Source organism: Anabaenopsis arnoldii, assembly GCF_028331025.1.
GTDB classification, from domain to species: domain Bacteria; phylum Cyanobacteriota; class Cyanobacteriia; order Cyanobacteriales; family Nostocaceae; genus Anabaenopsis; species Anabaenopsis arnoldii.
This window is the reverse complement of the sequence record NZ_JAQMUH010000039.1, coordinates 1-21179: the sequence shown is the minus strand read 5'-3', so window position 1 is coordinate 21179 and position 21179 is coordinate 1. Positions and strand designations below refer to the sequence as shown.

Here is a 21179-nt window from a genome sequence, read left to right as displayed (position 1 = left end):
GAACAGGGAACAGGGAACAGGGAACAGAGATTAAGAAGGAATATTCAGGCATTTTCTTCAATAACCAACATTATTTCCCTTATACGGTAAGCCTTTTCGGATTTTATCAAAACAATTTAGCATATTAGGTACTGAAGAACCGCTATTTTTAGCATATTTAATTAATGCAATATCCCGGAAAAATTATTTATATTTTTTTATTTTTCTCCAGGAAATTATTCATAGAATCTTTATTAATTTACTAAAAAAAATAGTTATATTATGTAGAGAAATAAAGACCTTATCCCAGCAAATTTTTCTCATCAAAACGCGTGCATCTTCTTTATCCTGAGAAGTTCAAAAGTCAACAAGCGATAAAATCCTCAACAAGGTAATTATATGAAAGCGGTAATTCTGGCTGGAGGACTGGGTACACGCCTCAGTGAAGAAACTAGTATCAGACCAAAGCCAATGGTGGAAATTGGTGGTAAACCAATTCTTTGGCACATTATGAAGATTTACTCTGCCCACGGTATTAATGACTTTATTATTTGTTGTGGCTACAAAGGTTACATCATTAAAGAGTATTTTGCGAATTACTTTTTACATATGTCAGATGTTACCTTCGATATGCGATTCAACCAAATGAATGTACATTCTGGTTATGCTGAACCCTGGCGCGTCACCTTAGTTAATACGGGGGATTACACTATGACCGGTGGACGATTAAAACGCATTAGTGAGCATGTTGGTAACAGTACATTTTGCTTTACCTATGGTGATGGTGTCTGTAACATAAATATCACAGAGTTAATTAAGTTTCATCAAGAACAAAAAAGCCTAGCGACACTCAGCGCAGTTCAACCCGCAGGACGCTTTGGTGCTATTTCCTTAGGACAAGAGCAAACTAAAATCAACAGCTTTCAGGAAAAACCTGAAGGTGATGGCGCATGGATTAATGGCGGTTACTTTGTTTTAGAACCAGAAGTAATTAACTTGATTGCTGATGACTCTACGGTTTGGGAGAAAGAACCATTAGAAAAACTCGCACAGATGAATCAGCTTTCTGCTTTTAAACATCATGGTTTTTGGCAACCCATGGATACATTACGCGATAAAAACCACCTAGAAGAGCTATGGAAAAGTGGTGAAGCTCCGTGGAAAGTGTGGTAATTAGCTGGTTTATTTACGCAGTATTGTATGAGGAGAATTGATCAAATGGAATCAAATTTCTGGGCGGGAAAAAAAGTTTTTGTCACCGGACATACAGGCTTTAAAGGTAGTTGGTTATCTCTCTGGTTACAAATGTTAGGGGCTGAGGTCTGTGGTTATGCTTTAACTCCGCCCACAGCCTTGAATCTGTTTGAGTTAGCTAATGTTGCTGATGGAATGACATCGGTGGTAGGAGACATCAGAAATTTAGATTTTCTCCAGCAAGTCATGCAAACCTACCAGCCAGATATTCTCATCCATATGGCGGCTCAGGCTTTGGTGCGGGAATCTTACTACAACCCAGTAGACACCTATGCGGTGAATATTATGGGAACAGTCAATGTATTGGAAGCAGTCAGGAATGTACCCAGTGTCAGAGCAGTAGTTTCAGTCACCTCTGATAAGTGTTATGAAAATCGCGAATGGGTTTGGGGTTACCGGGAAACAGATCCTATGGGAGGATATGACCCTTATAGCAGTAGTAAAGGATGCGCTGAATTAGTCACTACGGCTTATCGTCAATCTTTTTTTAATCCCGCTGATTACCCCCAACATGGGGTAGCGATCGCCAGCGTGCGAGCCGGAAATGTCATTGGTGGAGGAGATTGGGCTAAGGATCGGCTAGTTCCTGATATTCTCAATGCTTGGCTTTCCGGGAAAGAAGTTGTCATTAGAAACCCCCAAGCAGTGCGCCCTTGGCAACACGTTCTAGAACCCCTAAACGGTTATTTAATGCTAGCTGAAAAATTATTTACTCACGGTTCAGTATATTCTGGAGGCTGGAATTTTGGGCCAAATGAATCAGGAGTGAAAACTGTAGCTTGGGTAGTTAATCAGTTACAGCAGTTTTGGGGTGACGATGCTCATTGGATTCAGGATGGTGGAGTTCAACCCCATGAGGCTAATTTTTTAACCTTGGATTGTTCTAAAGCCCGGACTCAAATTAATTGGGAACCACAATTAGATTTACCAACAGCTTTAGCTTGGATTGTGGATTGGACTAAAGCCTGGCAACAAGATAATGATATGCAGCAAAAAAGCCAATCTCAGATTCAGCAGTTTATGCAACTTGCAGATTTTCAGCAACGAAAATTTTCTCTGTTGGGAGTTTAATATACGGGAAATGTGAGCAATTAAACCACCAATTCCGAGATAGTGCTAACTTTTTCCCAAGGACTTATCAAGATAAATTCTATGAATTTTACCCCAACTGCACTCAAAGACGCATTCATTGTTGATGTTGACAAAAAGCCGGATCATCGCGGCTTTTTCGCCCGTGGTTTCTGCGCTCAAGAGTTTATGGCACATGGCTTAAAACCTACCGTTGCCCAATGTAATATATCTTTTAACCATAAAAAAGGGACTGTTAGGGGAATGCATTATCAAGTTTCCCCAGCTGCGGAAACCAAATTAGTGCGTTGTACTCAAGGGGTAATCTATGACGTAATTATTGATATGCGTCCTGAATCGCCGACTTTCTTATCACATATAGGCGTGGAATTAAGCGCCGAAAATCACCGGGCTTTGTACGTACCAGAAATGTTTGCTCACGGTTATCAAACTCTCACAGATGAGGCTGAGGTTGTCTATCAAGTGGGTGAGTTTTATACACCAGGTTATGAACGGGGATTACGCTATAACGACCCATTTTTTAATATTGAATGGCCTTTAGAAGTTACTCACATTTCCGACAAGGATTTAAATTGGACATTACTAGAAATGATACCTGTTGGTAGTGCCTAGTTGTGCCATGCATTATAAGTGGTCAAGGAATGAACCACTAAGGATCCAAAGAACACAACCAAACAAGTATCAAGGGCATTAATTTCAAATGGTTTGACCTAGAAGTTTCATGGGATAGATCACCGGACTACATAAATAGTTCTATTTAACACACAGGAGTTCAACTAATGATTATTATTGATCGTGCCTTAGAAGCCCGCGCCGCAGCTGGAAATCCAGTGAAAGTGGGGATGATTGGTGCTGGTTTTATGGGTCGAGGGATTGCGAATCAAATTATTAATTCAGTTCCGGGAATGGAGTTGGTGGCGGTTTTTAGCCGTCAGGTTGATGCAGCTAAAAAAGCTTATACAGAAGCAGGACAAGAAAATATTCAAGTTGTTACCAGTGTCACTGAATTAGAAGCGGCGATCGCACAGCATAAATATGCAGTTACCGAAGATGCTGAATTACTCTGCCAAGCTGAGGGAATTGATGCCATTATCGAAGTTACTGGCGCAGTCGAATTTGGTGCTCACATTGTGATGCAAGCGATCGCCCATCGTAAACATGTGATTATGATGAACGCCGAACTTGACGCTACCATCGGCCCCATCCTGAAGGTGTACGCCGACAAAGCCGGAATCATTCTCAGCGCCTGTGATGGAGATCAACCAGGGGTAGAAATGAATCTCTACCGATTTGTCAAAAGTATTGGTCTGACTCCGTTATTGTGCGGTAATATTAAAGGACTTCAAGACCCCTATCGCAATCCTACAACCCAAGAAGGATTTGCTAAACGTTGGGGTCAAAAAGCCCACATGGTGACCAGCTTTGCCGATGGAACCAAAATTTCCTTCGAGCAAGCCATCGTTGCTAACGCTACAGGAATGAAAGTAGCCCAACGCGGAATGCTAGGTTACAACTTCAGCGGTCATGTTGATCAAATGACCAAAATGTACGATGTTGAACAACTAAAAGAACTTGGTGGTATTGTTGATTATGTAGTTGGCGCTCAACCCAGCCCCGGCGTGTTTGTATTTGCTACTCACGAAGACCCCAAACAACGTCACTATCTAGATTTGTACAAATTAGGTGAAGGTCCTTTATATAGCTTCTACACTCCCTATCACCTCTGCCATTTTGAAGTTCCATTGTCTGTAGCGCGTGCTGTCCTGTTCCAGGATACTGTCTTATCTCCCCTGGCCGGCCCAGTGGTGGATGTGATCACCACTGCCAAAATTAACCTCAAAGCTGGCGAAACCTTAGATGGTATCGGCTACTATATGACCTACGGCCAATGTGAGAATTCTGCCATTGTTCAAGAGCAGAAATTGCTACCCATCGGTTTAGCCGAAGGCTGTCGCCTCAAACGAGACATTTGCCAGGATCAAGTCCTCACCTACGATGATGTAGAGTTACCTCAAGGTAGACTTTGCGACCAACTGCGCGCCGAACAAAACGCTTATTTTGCATCAGAAAAAGTTCTCGCAATGGTTGGGTAACAACAGTACCTTCTGTATCAGTGCAGTGAAGAAAATCCCTCAAAAACTCAGAGGATGTTTGAGGGAATCTTCCACCAACACATAAACTCAGTTTGTAGTGAGGACTGTAGTCCAAGCAACATTGATCATGAGGGCAGACCTTTTCACCTTGTCTAGATTTGTATGTAGAGGTGAAAGATATAAGAATGGGTATTGATAATTCTCAACACTCAAGTTATTAAGAGCAACTAGCTAGAAACTTTTACAACACACTTAAGAATAAATTTAGACACAACTATGAAAATTGCTCTAGTTCATGATTACTTAACCCAGCGCGGTGGGGCAGAGCGTGTATTTGAGTTACTTTGTAAGCGCTATCCCGAAGCGGATGTTTTTACCTCTTTGTACAATCCGCAAAAAACTATTGATATGGGTGAGCGTATAGTCCAAACTACTTTTTTGCAAAAAATTCCCGGCGCAGTCAAGTATTTTAGATTGATGGCTCCTTTGTATTTTCCCGCCTTTCGCGCCTTGGATTTACAAGATTATGATTTGATTATTAGTAGCAGTACGAGCTTTGCCAAAGCAGTACGCAAACGTCCAGATGCAAAACATATTTGTTTTTGTCATAATGTTACCCGTTTCCTGTGGGATACGGAAACTTATTTAAGGGAATATGGAGACTACCGATATTTTGCGCCATTAATTGAGCAAATTTTTCAACTAATGAGAAATCTGGACTTGAAATATGCTCAAGAACCCGATCTTTACATTGCTAACTCTAGTATAGTTGCCCGTCGTATTGAAAAAATTTATAACAAACAAGCAATTGCCATTAACTATCCCATTGATACAAATAATTTCTTGTTCTCAGATACAAAAGATGAATATTATTTGGCCTCGGCGAGGATGATCAGCTATAAGCGGCTAGATATAATCATCGAAGCATTTAACTGGCTAGGTTGGCAATTATTAATTTCAGGCGATGGACCTGAACAACAACGTCTAAAAGCCAAAGCTTTAGATAATATTAAATTTTTAGGACACGTCAGTGATTCTCAACGCAAAGAATTATTTTCTAAGGCCAAGTCTGTAATAGTTGCAGCTTTAGAAGATTATGGATTAGTTCCAGTTGAGGCAAATGCTAGTGGGACACCAGTGATTGCCTACGGGGCAGGTGGAGTTTTAGATACACAGATACACGGCAAAACAGGGGTATTGTTTAAGAGACAAACACCCGAGTCCATACAATCTGCATTACTAGAGTCCGGACGAATCATTTGGGATTATGAAAGTATTCGTAAGCATGCAGTTAATAATTTTTCGGAACCAGTATTTTTTAACAAGGTTGAGCAGCTTATTGAACAAACTTGCAGTGTAAATTGATAATTTGTGACGCATTATATACAGATTATCAACCAGCCACAAAAAATCACACATCTAGAAATAAACAGGGAGTTATAATTTCTAAATTAAAGATTAGGTAAAGCTTATGTACCCACCATAAAATATCTTGTCATAGTTAGCCTGAAAGTTTAGAATCAGGGAGAATTTAAAATTAGTATCACTATATCCCTAAAGGGATTTACGCTACGTATAACGTATAGCAGATAAGGATAATAAACATGAATCAACCTAGTCTTAGTCCGGGTATAAATCACATTACTAACTCTAGTATAGAACCAAGCTACGGACAGCTATTTAAGATATTAATTCGGAGGTTTCCTTGGTTTTTAGCAGTATTTTTGACTTCAATTGCCATCGCAGCTCTAGTAACTTCAAGGACAAAACCTACTTATAAAAGCTCCATGCAGTTGCTTGTAGAACCTAATTATCAAGGTAGGCGAGAAGATGCCGGAGTAGACACTCAATTTATCGAGCCTGACATTAAGATAGACACAGCAACCCAGCTGAATCTCATGCAAAGTTCAGGACTGATTCAACAAGCAGTTGAAAAACTTAAATCTGACTATCCTCAGATCAATGTCAACGAAATTAAAGAATCTTTAGTTCTTCATCAAATCAGGAATAAAGAAGATAATTTAGCTACAAAAATTTTCCAAGTAGAGTATAGTGCCAACGATCCCGAACAGACACAAAAAGTTCTGGCCGCAATTAGGCAAGTTTATGTCGAATATAATAAACAGCAACAGGATGCGCGGTTACAAAAAGGTTTACAAGTTATTCGAGAACAGTTAAATAAAGCCAGCGAGGAAGTGAACGCCTCAGAGACTAATCTGCAAAGATTCCGCAGAAACCAAAATTTAATCGATCCTGAGTCACAAGCTAAAACCCTAGAAGACTCTTTAAATGCTATTCAACAAGAGCGTCGTACTACCCGTTCTCAGTATCAAGAGGCCATAGCACGCCAAAAAACTTTGCAAGAACAACTCAGGCGTTCTCCACAAAATGCTCTGGTTGCTTCTCGTCTGAGTCAGTCTACCCGTTACCAAGGCTTACTCAACGAAATTCAAAAAACCGAACTAGCACTAGCTCAAGAGCGGTTGCGCTTTACCGATGCAACTCCCGGTGTACAAAAGCTTCAAGAACAACTTGAAAGCCAGAAGAAATTATTGCAACAAGAGGTTAGCAGAACTTTAGGCGTACAGTCTAATGGTGTATTCTCCTCCCAAGTACCTCTTTTAGAACAAGGACAATTTGGCGAAATTGACCTGAATCTGGCTACTCAGCTAGTGGAAACCCAAACAACTATAGTTGCTTTAAGCGCCCGCGATCAAACTTTAGCGGAAAAAGAAAATGAATTGCGTTTTGAAATCAAACGCTTTCCGCCTCTGTTGGCTTATTACAATCGGATTATGCCACAGCTACAATTTAGCCGTGAAAGGTTAGAGGAGCTATTGCGAGCAGAACAGAAATTGCGCCAAGAACTTGCCAAAGGGGGCTTTAACTGGGAAGTTGTGGAAGAACCGCAGTTAGGTATTTATATGGGGCCCCATCTCCAGCAGAATCTGTTGTTGGGTGCAGTAGTTGGCTTGATGTTAGGAGGTATGACTACTTTTATTCGAGAAGCATCTGATGATGCTGTTCATACCACTGCTGAACTGGAAAAACAGGTTTCCTTACCCTTGTTGGGAACTACTCCCAAACTGCCAACTACCAAAAGCAGAGAATCAATTATTAAGTTACCTTTTGGGAAACCAGAAGTTCTTGCCCCCTGGACTATTCAGGTGTTGCAATCAGCACCGCGCTGGGAATCCCTGGATTTAATTTTGAAAAATATTGAACTTTTAAATTCTGTTCCCAACTTGAAGTCCCTGATGGTTACCTCGCCTTTACCAGATGAGAGTAAGTCAGCTTTGGCGTTGGGTTTAGCTATGAGTGCAGCTCGTTTACACAAGCGGGTACTACTCATTGATGCTAATTTAAGAGATCCCAGTCTCCACGAACAACTCAATCTTCCCAATGAGCAAGGACTATCTACCCTCTTGGCTAGTCATGCGGCTATTCCCAACCGTCATGGTATTCCTACTTTAGATTCGGCTTACATTGATATTTTAACAGCCGGGCCTATACCTATTGACCCCGCAAATCTTCTGAGTTCACCACGCATGAAAGAATTAATAGGGGAATTTGAGGAAAATTATGATTTGGTTCTCATAGATGCTCCGCCAGTTCTTGGTTTGGTGGATGCCATGCTTACAGCTTCATCTTGTCGTAGTGTGGTACTCACAGCAAGCATGAGTAAAGTAACTCGCAGCCAAATAGCCCAAGCTACAGGTATGTTGAGTAAGTTAAACCTCATCGGGGTTGTGGCTAGTGGAGTCTCAAACTCTGACAGTACCTATGTACAGTATCCCCAGCCGTCTAAGTCGTCCCAATTAGCGCTACAACAAGTTTTGGAAAAATAGGTGAGCAACAGAGGAAGCGTTTACTTGTATCAGTGTGCTTTACCAATTGAAAGGTTTTATATTATGTGCGATCGCTCAGGTCAACTGCCCTAACCCAGTGTTTGGTCTGGGAAGTGACAAAAGCCCTCCATCCCAGAAACAGCGCTTGGGCGATCGCACATATCTTTTTTTTAGATCCAGCAGTTTGTAGATAGATGAGGCACAAATCTGAATACTAACATTATTCTGGGGTAGGTATCCTGACCGCTAAGAGTGTACCTCACCCCAATAAATATGTCTGTAATTGCCTCAAATCCAGTAGCCCCCATTGCTGGACTTTCTCAATAGACATATCCAGAATTTAAATATGCCCATCCTATAACCATTATAGAGATATTCCCTGGAAACTCTCTACATTCTTTCTCGGATATGACTAATATCAAATTTCCAGGATAATACTATTACTTCAAAATAACTATATTTATAGTAGCTTTATAATTAAGGATAAAAAGCAGAGGCTATTTAAAGACTAAATAAAGAATTTACCCCACCATATAGTCAGGTCTCAAAGGTCTTATATCCTAGACATTAAAGCCCCAACGCAACAACTAAAAGTCAAGGTTAAACTGGTTTTGTGAGATTCAGAAAAAAATAGGTAGTCGCAACTAATTGTAGATATGAATTTATGGCGCACTTAAGGGATGAGGGAATTTTATTGAAGCACTTTTCGATTATCCATGTTGATCAGATAATCCCCTTAATTTCCCTTTTGTGCAGTATGTTTACTGCTACTTATTTCCTAAGTATCCTTCTGGTTTTTACATTTTTACACCGGCATAATTGCCCAAAATATAGAGTTATCTGGAGTGCAACTTAAAAAGCATATTTCGGCACACAATTACCTATTTTTGGAGCAAAACAAAATTCGGTTTGAGTCTTTGGCATTCATAGCCTTCAATATTAACTCAGCGATTCACTATTGTATAGATCCAAAGACATATGACAATTTCATTAATTCCTCCTACCCTCGGCAATTCCTCTCATCCAGCCGAGCAACACCACAATCATCGCTTTTCATACTGTACACTCCAATGGCGGCGTGGTCAGTTGTTAGTTAAATCCCCCGGAAAAACTAAACACCTTTACTTACCTTCCTTGCATGATGAGCAATTATTAGTCAATTGCTTAAAACATTCTCCGGTAAATTTGGTCAGTATAGATCCCAGTGTTGGCAAGGATTATCTGACACTGTGGGTTGAAGCCTGCGAGCAAGCTGGTAAGCCCATATTTCTTCGCCTACCCTCTAACAATAAACAACTTAGCCGTTGGCAACAACTCATTGACTGGATTACCGCTTTGTTTTTGCTACTACTCATGAGTCCAGTTATGCTGGTATTATTTGTCATTTTACAGGTGGAGTCACCAGGGGCAATTTTCACCAGTGAGTGGCAGGTGGGAAAACGAGGTAAAATCTTTCGTGCCCTCAAGTTTTGTACAACCACAAAGGAGAATCTCACACCTTTAGGGCGTTGGATGCGTAAATACGATCTAGACCATCTACCCCAGTTGTGGAATGTGCTGCGCGGTGAAACGACTTTGATGGTATCTCCTAATTGTACTTTAGAAACTGCTCTAACTGTGGCCGGACAAGAGCAGATGAATCAATTATCAGACATGACCGATTCATGGCAACAATCTAGTCTCTTGCATTTAGATAACCCAACACTGTGATTTTCTGCTAAATGCATTTAGTCTCTCAGGTGCGTTATGGCGCTTTGTCTGACGCACCCTAGACAAAGATTAGCAATTTTTTGTCTTACTCAAATTAAAGGGTTGTTGAGCATCTCTATGACTGTTCCAATTGATCACATTATGTTTGTAAAAGAATCATGTATATTCAAGCTGCTCAAGTCTTAGGCGATCGCTTTAAAGCCAGTAAATTTTGGCAGAAAAATTCTTTAATATTGCGAGAATTTAACAAATTCCGCAAAGTTGCTATTCTCGCTTTACTATTTTCAGTGCTAGCTGCAACTTTTGAAGGTTTTAGTATCGGCTTTCTCTTATCATTTTTGCAAAATTTAACTACCCCTGATGCCGAACCAATTCAAACTGGAATTTCTTGGTTTGACACCTGGATTTTAGCGACTCAGACATCGGCAATTGAGAGACTATATCGTATTTCCTTACTAATTTTAGTCAGTACATGGATACGTGCTAGTTTCAATTACCTCGCACAAGTATACATAGAAATATCTCAATTACGTCTAGCCGACCGCTTGCGTAAACAAATTTTTGAACAGTTGCAAGCATTACCTTTAAGTTATTTTAATAACACCAAATCCGGCGAAATAATTAATACTATCACTACGGAGATTGAGAGAATAAAACAGTGGTTTAGTGGAGCAGCATTTTTGATAACTAGAGGGATAACCATTTGTGTCTATTTTGTCTCCATGTGTTTATTATCTTGGCAGCTGACAATTATTTCTTTTCTATTATTCACCTTAATAGGGGTTGGATTATCAACACTCAATTCCCGTGCTAGGGAAACTAGTTTTAGTACCTCAATTGCTAATGGGAAATTTACCTCTATAGCTATTGAATTTATTAACGCAATTCGCACTGTTCAGGCATTTTCAACTCAAGAATTTGAGCGCCATCGTTTTTATCAAGCTAGCAATCAAGTAGTTAGCACCGCCACCAAAGTTGTATTAACCTGGGCGCTGGTTAGACCGCTAGCTGAAGCTTTAGCTAGTACGATTCTGATTGGCATGATTGTTTTTGCCTTTACTGCTTTTGTTGCCAATGGAACCCTACAGGTAGCTTCTTTGCTGACATTTTTCTTTGTTCTCTTTCGCGTTGTGCCAATTGTCCAAGATATTAATGGCACTAGAGCCCATTTAAGCACACTCGAAGGAGCAGCCGATAATATTAAGGAGTTAATTAGAACTGACAATAAAACCTATTTACAAAATGGTTATCTTCCATTTAATGGGCTAGAGTATTCAATTGATGTAGTCTCAGCGGATTTTGGCTATGATGCTAATACATCAGTGCTCAAGAATATTACCCTAAGTATTGAAAAAGGTAAAACTACGGCGTTAGTTGGTGGTACTGGTGCTGGTAAAAGTACATTGATTGATTTAATTCCCCGATTTTATGATCCAACAGCCGGAAATATCATGATTGATGGCGTGGATATCCGCAAATTTGACATTAAATCTTTACGACAGAAAATCGCTGTTGTCAGTCAGGATACCTTTATTTTCAATACTTCTGTGGCGAATAATATTGCTTACGGTACAGAAGGGGCGACTGAAGCTGCAATTCGCAAAGTTGCTCAACTAGCCAATGCACTCGAATTTATTGAAGAAATGCCTGAAGGGTTAAATACTCAACTGGGGGATCGCGGAGTGCGATTATCTGGAGGACAACGCCAGCGAATTGCCATCGCCCGGGCTTTGCTGCAAGACCCAGAAATTCTGATTTTGGACGAAGCCACCAGCGCTCTTGATTCCATGACTGAACGCTTGATTCAAGAATCTCTCGAAAAGCTATCTGTAGGTAAAACAGTGATTGCGATCGCTCATCGTCTCTCAACCATCGCCCAAGCAGACAAAGTCGTGGTATTAGAACAAGGACGCATTGTCGAGCAAGGTAATTACCAGGAATTATTAGAACTTAAAGGCAAGTTATGGGAATATCACAAGACCCAATATCAAATGGGTAACCCTGGATAAATTTATCCTGATTTATCGCTGGTAGATTGCAGAATAAATTGATATATTCTTGATTTTTAGGAGATATAAAAAATGGTAAATATTGGCTATCATGCGGCTAGATTGCAAGGAAAAATTAACCGTAATTTATATCAATCTAAGATAGCTAAAACCGTTAAACGTGACATCAAAATAACTCAACAAGTTCCGTTGACTGTATATGCATTATCTTGTGAACGAGACTTACCCGAACAAGTCGCAAGTATTCGCTCATTTATCACTCATGTTGGTATCCCTCATAAATTTACCGTGATTTCTGATGGTAGCTATACTGATTTGAGTTGTCAGTTATTGCGCCGGATTCATCCCTGTGTTGAAGTCATACCCATCAACGAATTTATTAAACCAGATTTACCGCAATGTGTATGTGATTATGCCCAAATCCATCCTATGGGTAAAAAATTATCAGCATTGATGTCAATTCCCATTCATGGTACCACTATCTATACAGACTCAGATATTTTATTCTTCCCAGGGGGAAGTGATTTAGTAGAGTTGGCTAATTCAGATAGTCCAGTCTGCCATTATTTACCAGATTGTGCAAATTCACTAGATGGGAGAATCCTTTATGAAGAAACAGAAAAATTAAATCCTATCAATGCGGGATTTATTTTATTTAAGCATGAGTTAGATTGGAGTTCTGCCATCAAACGTTTAGCAAATTTATCAGGAACACCAAGCTATTTTACAGAACAAACCATTGTCCATTTAACAATTCATAATCATGATAGCGTTCCCCTCTGCTCAGAAAAGTATGTAATGAATGTCATGGATCAATTTATATATAGAGATAAATTGGCGAGTAAAACAATTGCTCTACGGCATTATGTCAGTGATGTGAGACATAAGTTTTGGATGAATGTAGCAATATAAATTTTCATCCTAACTTGTGTTAGAGAAAAATGATGATTATAACTAAACAATTTGAGTCAATATGAGTTACACATTAGTTGATAAGAAAATGATCTATCACTGCTCCCGTACTAATATCAGTGGGGGTGGGGGTATTGAAACTTATTTAGCCTCTTTGATAAATTCTCCCATGACTGGGTTCAGCGATCGCACAATTTCTTCTTTAAAGAATTTCGATCAGCAGCAAGCCCAATTACTGCACATTCACGACCCAGATATGCTGCTGGATTTGCGGGAAGAATGTCCAGCCATATTGACTTTACATAATCACTCTAGCTATTGTCCTAGTGGCACAAAATATTTAGCCAATCGCGCCAAAGTGTGCGATCGCCCCATAAATCCTCTGGGGTGTGCTTGGGGACATTTGATAGACGGTTGTGGTAGCCGCCGACCGCAAAAGCTGATACACAATTGGTTTAACACTTACCATCCACTAGAAAGACTCAAAAAACTGCAAATTCCTGTAATTGCTAACAGTGATTATGTACGTCAGCAAATCATTAGTAATGGTATCCCACCGCAAAGAGTGGTGACACTGCGGTGTGGTGTCAAACCACCTACACAACCCACAGCACCTTTAAATTTAGCCACTCATCAAAATCAGCGGATTTTGTTTGCTGGTCGCATTGTTCCCGATAAAGGCGTGGAATGGTTGATTAAAGCTTTGGCGCAAACTCACCCAGGAATTCATCTTGATATTGCTGGCGATGGTTGGAGTAAGCCAACCATGGAAAAACTAGCCAGTCAAATGGGCTTAAGCGATCGCATTACTTGGCATGGTTGGTGTAATAGTAAGCAATTAGAGTTACTTTATCAACAGTGCTTTGCCGTAGTCTTTCCTAGTCTTTGGCCTGAACCTGCTGGTCTAGTAACCCTGGAAGCCTATAGTCACTATCGACCTATCATTGCTAGTGCTGTAGGCGGTATTCCCGAACATATACGAGATGGGGAAACAGGAATTTTAGTTCCAGCTAATAATATCAAACAATTAGCTCATGCTATCAACGAACTAGCCACTAATTATCCCAAAAGCCGACTCATGGGTGAGAGGGGTCAAGCTTGGTACCAGACAGAATTTACTATTGATATCCACCTGCAAAGGTTAGCAGAAATTTATGGGCAAACCATCGCCCAATTTGAGGACAGAACCACTAACAATAAAGTTTTAAAATCATCTCAATAGTCGAAATTATGTCACTAAATACTGAATTCAACCCTACAGATAGCCCGTTGGTGAGTGTAGTCATTCCCACTTATAATCGACCAGAGTACCTCAAGCAGGCGATCGCCAGTGCTGTTAACCAAACTTATAGAAACATTGAAATTATTGTTTCTGATAACTGCAGTCCAGAAAGTCCCCAAGCCATGGTGGAATCTTTTGCAGATCCACGCATTCGCTTTTGGCGACATTCAGAAAATGTGGGAATGCTGGGAAATCAGATACATGGTTTCAAAATGGCGCGTGGTAAATATGTCGCTACTCTCCACGATGATGATATGTGGAAGGAGGACTTTTTAGCAAAGCTTGTACCACCCTTAGAAGCAAATTCTGATTTAATCATCGCCTTTTGTGACCAATATATTATCGATAGGTATGGCAAGATTCAATATGATAGAACTGAATTGAATACACGCAGTTATAAGCGAGATAAACTCGCCACTGGAACTCATCAACCATTCTATAAAATTGGGTTAATAGATAAAAGCATACCCACAGCAGCAGCTTGTTTAATTCGCAATCATGTGATTGATTGGGAGATTATTCCCTCAGAAATTGGGGGGATGTGGGATTTATATTTAACCTACCTCTGCTGTATATCGGGTTCTAGTGCTTACTATCATCCAGAAAGACTAACACTATATCGAGACCATCACGAAACTGAAACTCAACTCAGTGGTAATCGTGATGCACAGGCAAAAATTCGCAAGGCCAAAAGCGAGATTTTCTGTTACCAAATCTTTATACAAGATAGTCGTATAAAGGAATTTAAATCTTACTTTCAAGGAAAACTGTTAGAATCCCATACCACATTGGGAATTGGTTTACTACGAAATCAACAGACAAAAACAGCACGTTATCACCTTTGGCGATCCATCAAACAGCAGAAATTTAATTTCCGCACTATTGCAGCTTTAACTCTGAGTTTTACACCCAAATTTATCACCAATCAGTTACTCAGAACAGCAAGATAAATTGACAACTACCTGAATCAGAAGAGCTATGGCACCAGCTAATTTTTTAATGATTAATTACCAGTACCGACAAAACTAGTATTACATATCAAATCCTGAAAGGTAATAAATGAAAATTTGTATCGTTACCCATAGCCTACAAAAATGTGATGGTCAGGGTAGAGTTAATTATGAAGTAGCCCAAGAAGCAATTCGTCGCGGTTATCAATTAACATTATTAGCTAGTCAAGTAGATTTAGAATTACAGCAAAGTCACCTAATTAAGTGGGTTGATATTCCTGTAAAAGGCTATCCTACAGAATTTCTCCGTAACATTATTTTCGCCACTAAAAGCACAATATGGTTAAAACAACATCGCCAAGAAGTGGACATAGTAAAAGTTAATGGCGCAATTACTAATCCCCCAGGAGATGTCAACGCAGTACATTTTGTCCATAATTCTTGGGGGAAATTTACCTCTAATAAAACTCAAAAAAAACCAGGAAATTTCCTATATAACTCCTACCAGTGGCTATACACAACTTTAAATGCACATTGGGAAAAACCAGCTTTTCTTAAAGCTCAAGTAGTAGTAGCCGTTTCTGATCAAGTCGCTCAGGACTTACAAGCAATAGGTGTACCCCCAGAGTCTATCAAAGTAATTTTAAACGGCGTTGATTTACAAGAGTTTTCCCCAGGAGTCAGCGATCGCCAAAAATGGCAACTACCCGAAAATGTACCCTTAGCATTGTTTGCGGGCGATATCAGACTGACGCGCAAGAACTTAGATACAGTCTTACAAGCCTTAGTCCAAGTTCCTGACTTACATCTAGTCGTAGCGGGAAATACTCAAGGAAGCCCCTATCTTCAGTTAGCAGCATCATTAGGACTTTGTCAGCGCGTACATTTTTTGGGACAGCGGTCTGATGTACCAGAACTGATGAAAGCTGTGGATTTCTTGGTTTTCCCCTCACGTTATGAACCCTTTGGGTTAGTGGTTATTGAAGCCATGGCTTCTGGGTTACCTGTAATTACCGCCAGTTCCACCGGTGCTGCTGCTTTAGTAACACCAGAATCGGGAATAGTGTTGTCAAACTCAGACGATGTAAAAGCTTTAACACAAGCATTACAGTTACTCAGTAGCGATCGCTCATTATGCCAACAAATGGGAAAAGCCGCGCGTTTAGTTGCAGAACAACACAGTTGGAGCAGTATGGCACAAACCTATTTAGATTTATTTGAGGAGTTAATGAATCATGAGGAATACGGTTCTCGTCCCCACCTATCGCCGTCCTCTAGATCTATCACGTTGCCTTTTGGCGCTGCAAGTACAAACTAAACCAGTTGATCAAGTAGTTGTCGTGGTTCGGGATACAGATACCCAGACTTGGCAATTCCTCGGCGGATTTTACGCCGAAAGGTTACCATTACATATTGTACCTGTGACAGAGCCGGGAGTAGTAGCCGCACTCAACGCCGGATTGAACGTGGTAATAGGAGATATTGTTTCTATTACTGATGATGACGCGGCACCTCATTCTGATTGGTTGGAAAGAATCAACGCTCACTTTATCACTGATCCTGCTATTGGCGGTGTCGGTGGTCGGGATTGGGTACACTACGGTGACAAAATTGAAGACGGTCAACAGCCCATAGTTGGTAAGTTGCAGTGGTTCGGCCGGGTAATTGGTAACCACCATTTAGGAGTAGGATCACCCCGGGAAGTTGATGTTCTCAAAGGGGTGAATATGAGTTTTCGTACCCAAGCAATTGGGAAATTAACATTTGATCAGCGAATGCGTGGTACAGGAGCGCAGGTACACTTTGAAATGGCCTTTACTCTGAGTTTAAAGCGGGCTGGTTGGAAAATAATTTATGATCCCCAAGTGGCGGTAGATCACTATCCAGCCCAACGTTTTGATGAAGACCAACGCCACAACTTTAATGAAATTGCTTTGATTAACCTAGTTCATAATGAAACTTTAGTCTTACTAGAACATCTGCCGCGATCGCGTCATTTTGTGTTTTGGCTGTGGGCATTATTAGTAGGGACAAGAGATAGTTTAGGTTTAATCCAATGGCTGCGACTTTTACCTAGTCAAGGTAAAATTGCCGGACAAAAGTTATTGCTGTCCTGGCGGGGACGTTGGTTAGCACATCGACAATTCGTAATTGGTCATTAGTTATTGGCGATCATGATTTCTAAACAAATACATTTCAATAGTTTTTCAGAATCACACTTTTTTCCCCAAGAGCGATCGCTACAAGGTTGGCTAGCTATTTCCGGCTTTCTGCTACTGACTGTAGTTTCCTATTTTGCCGGTGCTGCTGCTTTATTGCGCTTAGTTTACCCCGTGACCGCTTTAGCAGTAGCCATATTCTTATACTTACGTCATCCCATTCTCTATATCGGTTTTACTTGGTGGATATGGTTTCTTACACCCTTAGCCGCCCGTTTAGTTGACTATCGAATTGGCTGGGACCCCACCCGTCAGATGCTCATAGCACCTTACTTAGTAGTATTTGTGACTATAGCGACTTTTTTACGCCACTCTCCCCGGGCTTCCACTCAGGGAGCCATGCCATTTATTTTAGCTTCTATCGCGGTCTTCTATGGTTTTTTAATCGGTTTGGTTCATAATTCACCCCTACCTGTAGCCAGGGGTCTTTTAGATTGGCTAAGTCCCATTCTCTTTGCCTTTCACTTGTTTATCAACTGGCGAGACTATCCCAGCTACCGCCAGAATATTCAACGTATATTCATCTGGGCTGTATTGCTATTAAGTATTTATGCTATCTATCAATTTGTAGTCGCACCGGAATGGGATAGATACTGGCTGATAGAATCGAAAATGTATACAAGTTCAGGAAGTCCTGAACCTTTTGGTATGAGGGTATGGAGTACTTTACACTCACCTGGACCGTTTGCTTCTCTTATGCAAACAGGACTACTGTTATTATTCACCAGTTCGGGAAGCTTAATTTTACCGGCCTCAGCCCTTGGTTATTTGTCATTTTTACTGACACAAGTACGTACTAGTTGGTTGGGTTGGTTGTTGGGAATCGTGATGATTTTTGGTTCCGTCAAGGCGCATCTTCAAATGCGCTTAATGGCCATGATTTTAATCATCATCATGTCTGTTATACCCTTGACTAATATTGAGCCGATTTCTGATGTGGTGACAAATCGGTTAGAAACATTTTCTCAGTTAGAAAAAGATACTAGCTTTAATGAGAGATCAGAAAGCTATGAGAGAAATTTAAACTTAGCTCTTTCTAATGTTTTAGGTAACGGATTAGGAAATATCTGGACCCTGAATGAAAAGACTGGTGAATTGGAAGTCTTTGTCCTTGACAGTGGTATTCTAGATATGTTTTTTACCCTGGGTTGGGTGGGTGCAATACCTTATCTGGCCGGGTTTATGTTGATAATTTTCAGCGTGTTTCAGTATGCTGAAGCTCGGTTTGATACTTTTGTCAGTACCGCCCGCGCGATTAGTATGACTTTTTGTGTGCAGCTAGTTGGCTATAGTACCATGATCGGTCTTTCTGGTATGATTATGTGGGGATTTCTAGCTATGGCCATGGCAGCCCATAAGTACTATCAGCATCAAAATACTCAGTTTTGAGTGAGATTATTTCCGCACAGCGCGGAACATCCCAAAGCGGCACAGACCTGTACCAAATGCCAGTCGCATCAGTAGCAGTGTAGGAACTTCTCGCACAGATTTAATCAAACCAGGTATCCCAAAACGCACTAATCCCTGCGGACGGGCTATTCCTTGCCAAATAGAATCTAACCAAGAAGGAAGTGTTGCTTGTGTCCAGTCTGCTGTCTTCACCTCTCCTTGAACTAATTCCGTCTCTGATAACAGTTCACTAAAACCTTCAATGCTGGCAAAAGCAGGATGAGACCACTGATCTAGTAATTGTTTCATTACGGGTTTTTCCCAAAAATTCAGAGGTTTTTGGCGTTCGTCCCTCTGATTCCAGTCAGCCACAACCAGCACTCCACCCGGCTTGAGCACCCGCATTAATTCTTTGGCAAAAACGGCTTTATCTGGCATATGCGGACCGGCTTCAATAGACCAAACTACATCAAAACTGGCATCAGAGAAGGAAAGCGCCATAGCATCATCTACCTGAAATTTCACATCCAGTCCATTGTCCGTTAACTCCTGGGCACGTTGGACTTGTTGAGGACTGATGGTAATCCCTGTTACCGCAAATCCATAATCTTTTGCTAGAATACGACTACTACCCCCGATGCCACAGCCAACATCTAAAACAGTTGTACCGGCGGGTAATTTATCTAAACCAGCCCAATGCACCATTTCATGCACAAAGTCAGATTTAGCCACCAGAAAATCTTTTCTTTGTGGTGGTGATCCATAATGACCTAAGTGGATGTGTTCGCCCCAGTAAAATTCTAAAATCCCATCTTCTGTCCATTGGTCGTAAGAATTGGCTACGGAGTTAGATGATTGGTAACGACGAGGGGTGAGTAAATATAATAAAATCCCTATCGCTAATACTGCGGTGAGTAGTCCCAGGGCAAAAAACAACCAACTCATGGAAATCAGTCCTTAATATTTCTTTACAATTCTATCCTATTTTTGGCATGGCTTCAGCGAAGGTAACTATGGCAAGATCCCATCTTGATGTCGCTTTGATACCCTATTTAAAACTCCACTATTCTCCAGGTTGAATGGTAGAACAGCATCTTAACTTGGTAAAATTCAGTTTGCCGAAGCAAAGAACACAAAAATATGGTAGCTACCCCAACTAATTTAGATATTCCTGCCTTAGAAGCAGAATATAGTCAAAGGACACCCAGGGAAATTCTTAAATTTGCCTTAGAAACTTTTAACAATATCTCCATTTCTTTTAGTGGTGCTGAGGATGTTCTCCTCATTGATATTGCATCAAAAGTTACTAAAAATTTCCGTGTTTTTACTCTCGATACCGGACGATTGCACCCCGAAACATACCAGTTATTGAATCAGGTCAGAGAACATTATGGTATTAAATTAGAAGTCCAATTTCCTGATGCTGGGGAAGTGCAAGCTTTAGTAGAAGAGAAGGGATTGTTTAGTTTCTATCAAGATGGTCATAAAGAATGCTGCGGGGTTCGCAAGGTCAGACCCCTACGCCGGAAACTCAATACTCTGGATGCTTGGATTACAGGTCAACGCAAAGACCAAAGCCCTAGTACCCGCAACCATATCCCGGTGATTGAAGTTGATACTGCTTTTTCGACTCCAGACCATCAGTTAATTAAGTTTAACCCCTTAGCCAACTGGTCTTCTGCACAGGTGTGGGAATATATCCGCGCTTTAGATGTACCTTACAATAAGTTGCATGAACGCGGTTTCGTCAGCATTGGCTGTGAACCCTGCACTAGACCTGTGTTACCTAACCAGCATGAACGTGAAGGGCGTTGGTGGTGGGAAGAATCCACTGCTAAGGAATGCGGTTTGCATCTTGGTAACTTGCAAAAGTAGTTTAAACTGATGAGCGATGCCTCCGCCGGGCGCGGAGCGCCATCGCTCTTGTTGACGATTTTTGTGGTACTGAGTTTAAATCGCAGAAATCAGCTAGTTGCTTCCACTGGTTTTTGCTGAGAAATATTCCCCGGTATTGGTTCGGTTTTCGTTCCTGGAGATACAGCAGTGACTTCAATATGGTTGAATAACGTGGTGACAAATGCAAATAGCAAGAATGGTAGGGACAACAAAACTATGAGACCTACAGTTGCTAAAGCATATACAGGACGTTTAGCACCCATTAAAGCTAAAGCCGAAGCCAAACTGACAGTGATTGTAATTAGCCAAACAATTATTTGACCGTAGATATCACCAAAGGTCAGGGTACAGACAAAACGGTATTTTTGAAAATTACTCTTGTCCATCATGTTTTATATTTATTCCACTTCTGCTATATAAAACCTAGACAAAGCTAGACTTTACTTTCTACTTCAACGGGAGCATGGGAGCGGTTATCCCTTAGTAGACTTGCACGCCTTAGCCAGACGCGATATTTCTCTTAAGATTTACAAGAAAGACTACCGCTAT

General features: G+C 40.8%; 18 protein-coding genes. 15 read left to right on the top strand and 3 right to left on the bottom strand.

Features of this window, described 5'->3' with window-relative positions; translation table 11 throughout:
* Window positions 1–378: 378 nt before the first annotated feature.
* The 6 genes from rfbF to PN457_RS03120 all read left to right on the top strand — a co-directional run bounded on the left by rfbF (window position 379) and on the right by PN457_RS03120 (window position 8263).
* Window positions 379–1152, top strand: a complete 774-nt coding sequence (gene rfbF / locus PN457_RS03145; RefSeq protein WP_271731278.1) for a glucose-1-phosphate cytidylyltransferase — start codon at window positions 379–381, stop codon at window positions 1150–1152.
* 45 nt (window positions 1153–1197) lie between these two features.
* On the top strand, window positions 1198–2304 hold the full coding sequence (gene rfbG, locus PN457_RS03140; protein WP_271731277.1) for a CDP-glucose 4,6-dehydratase: 1107 nt from the start codon (window positions 1198–1200) through the stop codon (window positions 2302–2304).
* Between the two features lie 81 nt (window positions 2305–2385).
* Window positions 2386–2934, top strand: coding sequence for a dTDP-4-dehydrorhamnose 3,5-epimerase (gene rfbC / locus PN457_RS03135; RefSeq protein WP_271731276.1), 549 nt, complete (start codon window positions 2386–2388; stop codon window positions 2932–2934).
* Window positions 2935–3101: 167 nt separating this feature from the next.
* On the top strand, window positions 3102–4415 hold the full coding sequence (locus PN457_RS03130) for an NAD(P)H-dependent oxidoreductase (protein WP_271731275.1): 1314 nt from the start codon (window positions 3102–3104) through the stop codon (window positions 4413–4415).
* Between the two features lie 276 nt (window positions 4416–4691).
* On the top strand, window positions 4692–5780 hold the full coding sequence (locus PN457_RS03125; protein ID WP_271731274.1) for a glycosyltransferase: 1089 nt from the start codon (window positions 4692–4694) through the stop codon (window positions 5778–5780).
* Window positions 5781–6019: 239 nt separating this feature from the next.
* Entirely contained in the window at window positions 6020–8263 is a 2244-nt protein-coding gene (locus PN457_RS03120) for a GumC family protein (protein WP_271731273.1), read from the top strand.
* A 61-nt stretch (window positions 8264–8324) separates the two neighbouring features.
* Here PN457_RS03120 and PN457_RS03115 read toward each other — a convergent pair whose 3' ends face one another.
* Window positions 8325–8468, bottom strand: a complete 144-nt coding sequence (locus tag PN457_RS03115) for a hypothetical protein (protein WP_271731272.1) — start codon at window positions 8466–8468, stop codon at window positions 8325–8327.
* 773 nt (window positions 8469–9241) lie between these two features.
* Between PN457_RS03115 and hepC the strand changes: the two genes are divergently transcribed.
* From hepC to PN457_RS03075, 8 genes are all read left to right on the top strand, one after another.
* Entirely contained in the window at window positions 9242–9973 is a 732-nt protein-coding gene (gene hepC / locus PN457_RS03110) for a heterocyst development glycosyltransferase HepC (protein WP_271731271.1), read from the top strand.
* 158 nt (window positions 9974–10131) lie between these two features.
* Entirely contained in the window at window positions 10132–11982 is a 1851-nt protein-coding gene (gene hepA / locus PN457_RS03105) for a heterocyst formation ABC transporter subunit HepA (RefSeq protein ID WP_271731270.1), read from the top strand.
* Window positions 11983–12054: 72 nt separating this feature from the next.
* On the top strand, window positions 12055–12894 hold the full coding sequence (locus tag PN457_RS03100) for a hypothetical protein (RefSeq protein ID WP_271731269.1): 840 nt from the start codon (window positions 12055–12057) through the stop codon (window positions 12892–12894).
* Window positions 12895–12955: 61 nt separating this feature from the next.
* Window positions 12956–14116 carry a glycosyltransferase family 4 protein gene (locus tag PN457_RS03095; RefSeq protein ID WP_271731268.1) on the top strand — a complete coding sequence of 387 codons (1161 nt, stop codon included), beginning with the start codon at window positions 12956–12958 and terminating at the stop codon, window positions 14114–14116.
* An 8-nt stretch (window positions 14117–14124) separates the two neighbouring features.
* Entirely contained in the window at window positions 14125–15126 is a 1002-nt protein-coding gene (locus PN457_RS03090; protein WP_271731267.1) for a glycosyltransferase family 2 protein, read from the top strand.
* A 109-nt stretch (window positions 15127–15235) separates the two neighbouring features.
* Window positions 15236–16444 (top strand): glycosyltransferase family 4 protein, encoded by a 1209-nt coding sequence (locus PN457_RS03085; protein WP_271731266.1) that lies wholly within the window; start codon window positions 15236–15238, stop codon window positions 16442–16444.
* Entirely contained in the window at window positions 16362–17288 is a 927-nt protein-coding gene (locus PN457_RS03080) for a glycosyltransferase family 2 protein (protein ID WP_271731265.1), read from the top strand. The genes PN457_RS03085 and PN457_RS03080 overlap by 83 nt, the downstream gene beginning before the upstream one ends.
* A gap of 12 nt (window positions 17289–17300) precedes the next feature.
* Window positions 17301–18734, top strand: coding sequence for an O-antigen ligase family protein (locus tag PN457_RS03075; RefSeq protein ID WP_271731264.1), 1434 nt, complete (start codon window positions 17301–17303; stop codon window positions 18732–18734).
* Window positions 18735–18740: 6 nt separating this feature from the next.
* On the opposite strand, the gene PN457_RS03070 is transcribed toward PN457_RS03075, so the two are convergent.
* Complete coding sequence (locus PN457_RS03070) at window positions 18741–19679, bottom strand: methyltransferase domain-containing protein (RefSeq protein ID WP_271731262.1); 939 nt, start codon at window positions 19677–19679, stop codon at window positions 18741–18743.
* Window positions 19680–19874: 195 nt separating this feature from the next.
* Between PN457_RS03070 and PN457_RS03065 the strand changes: the two genes are divergently transcribed.
* Complete coding sequence (locus tag PN457_RS03065; RefSeq protein WP_271731261.1) at window positions 19875–20609, top strand: phosphoadenylyl-sulfate reductase; 735 nt, start codon at window positions 19875–19877, stop codon at window positions 20607–20609.
* Window positions 20610–20698: 89 nt separating this feature from the next.
* Here PN457_RS03065 and PN457_RS03060 read toward each other — a convergent pair whose 3' ends face one another.
* The gene (locus PN457_RS03060; protein ID WP_271731279.1) at window positions 20699–21016 is read right to left on the bottom strand and encodes a hypothetical protein; all 318 of its coding nucleotides are present in this window, start codon (window positions 21014–21016) and stop codon (window positions 20699–20701) included.
* Between the last annotated feature and the right edge of the window lie 163 nt (window positions 21017–21179).

Excerpts from the sequence above, each read along its gene's own strand:
- hepA (WP_271731270.1), top strand. The coding sequence starts at position 10,132 with ATGTATATTCAAGCTGCTCAAGTCTTAGGCGATCGCTTTAAAGCCAGT.
- PN457_RS03070 (WP_271731262.1), bottom strand. The coding sequence starts at position 19,679 with ATGAGTTGGTTGTTTTTTGCCCTGGGACTACTCACCGCAGTATTAGCG.
- PN457_RS03080 (WP_271731265.1), top strand. The coding sequence starts at position 16,362 with ATGAGGAATACGGTTCTCGTCCCCACCTATCGCCGTCCTCTAGATCTA.
- PN457_RS03120 (WP_271731273.1), top strand. The coding sequence starts at position 6,020 with ATGAATCAACCTAGTCTTAGTCCGGGTATAAATCACATTACTAACTCT.
- PN457_RS03075 (WP_271731264.1), top strand. The coding sequence starts at position 17,301 with ATGATTTCTAAACAAATACATTTCAATAGTTTTTCAGAATCACACTTT.
- PN457_RS03090 (WP_271731267.1), top strand. The coding sequence starts at position 14,125 with ATGTCACTAAATACTGAATTCAACCCTACAGATAGCCCGTTGGTGAGT.
- PN457_RS03065 (WP_271731261.1), top strand. The coding sequence starts at position 19,875 with ATGGTAGCTACCCCAACTAATTTAGATATTCCTGCCTTAGAAGCAGAA.
- hepC (WP_271731271.1), top strand. The coding sequence starts at position 9,242 with ATGACAATTTCATTAATTCCTCCTACCCTCGGCAATTCCTCTCATCCA.
- rfbG (WP_271731277.1), top strand. The coding sequence starts at position 1,198 with ATGGAATCAAATTTCTGGGCGGGAAAAAAAGTTTTTGTCACCGGACAT.
- PN457_RS03125 (WP_271731274.1), top strand. The coding sequence starts at position 4,692 with ATGAAAATTGCTCTAGTTCATGATTACTTAACCCAGCGCGGTGGGGCA.
- rfbC (WP_271731276.1), top strand. The coding sequence starts at position 2,386 with ATGAATTTTACCCCAACTGCACTCAAAGACGCATTCATTGTTGATGTT.
- PN457_RS03060 (WP_271731279.1), bottom strand. The coding sequence starts at position 21,016 with ATGGACAAGAGTAATTTTCAAAAATACCGTTTTGTCTGTACCCTGACC.
- PN457_RS03095 (WP_271731268.1), top strand. The coding sequence starts at position 12,956 with ATGAGTTACACATTAGTTGATAAGAAAATGATCTATCACTGCTCCCGT.
- PN457_RS03100 (WP_271731269.1), top strand. The coding sequence starts at position 12,055 with ATGGTAAATATTGGCTATCATGCGGCTAGATTGCAAGGAAAAATTAAC.
- PN457_RS03085 (WP_271731266.1), top strand. The coding sequence starts at position 15,236 with ATGAAAATTTGTATCGTTACCCATAGCCTACAAAAATGTGATGGTCAG.
- PN457_RS03130 (WP_271731275.1), top strand. The coding sequence starts at position 3,102 with ATGATTATTATTGATCGTGCCTTAGAAGCCCGCGCCGCAGCTGGAAAT.
- rfbF (WP_271731278.1), top strand. The coding sequence starts at position 379 with ATGAAAGCGGTAATTCTGGCTGGAGGACTGGGTACACGCCTCAGTGAA.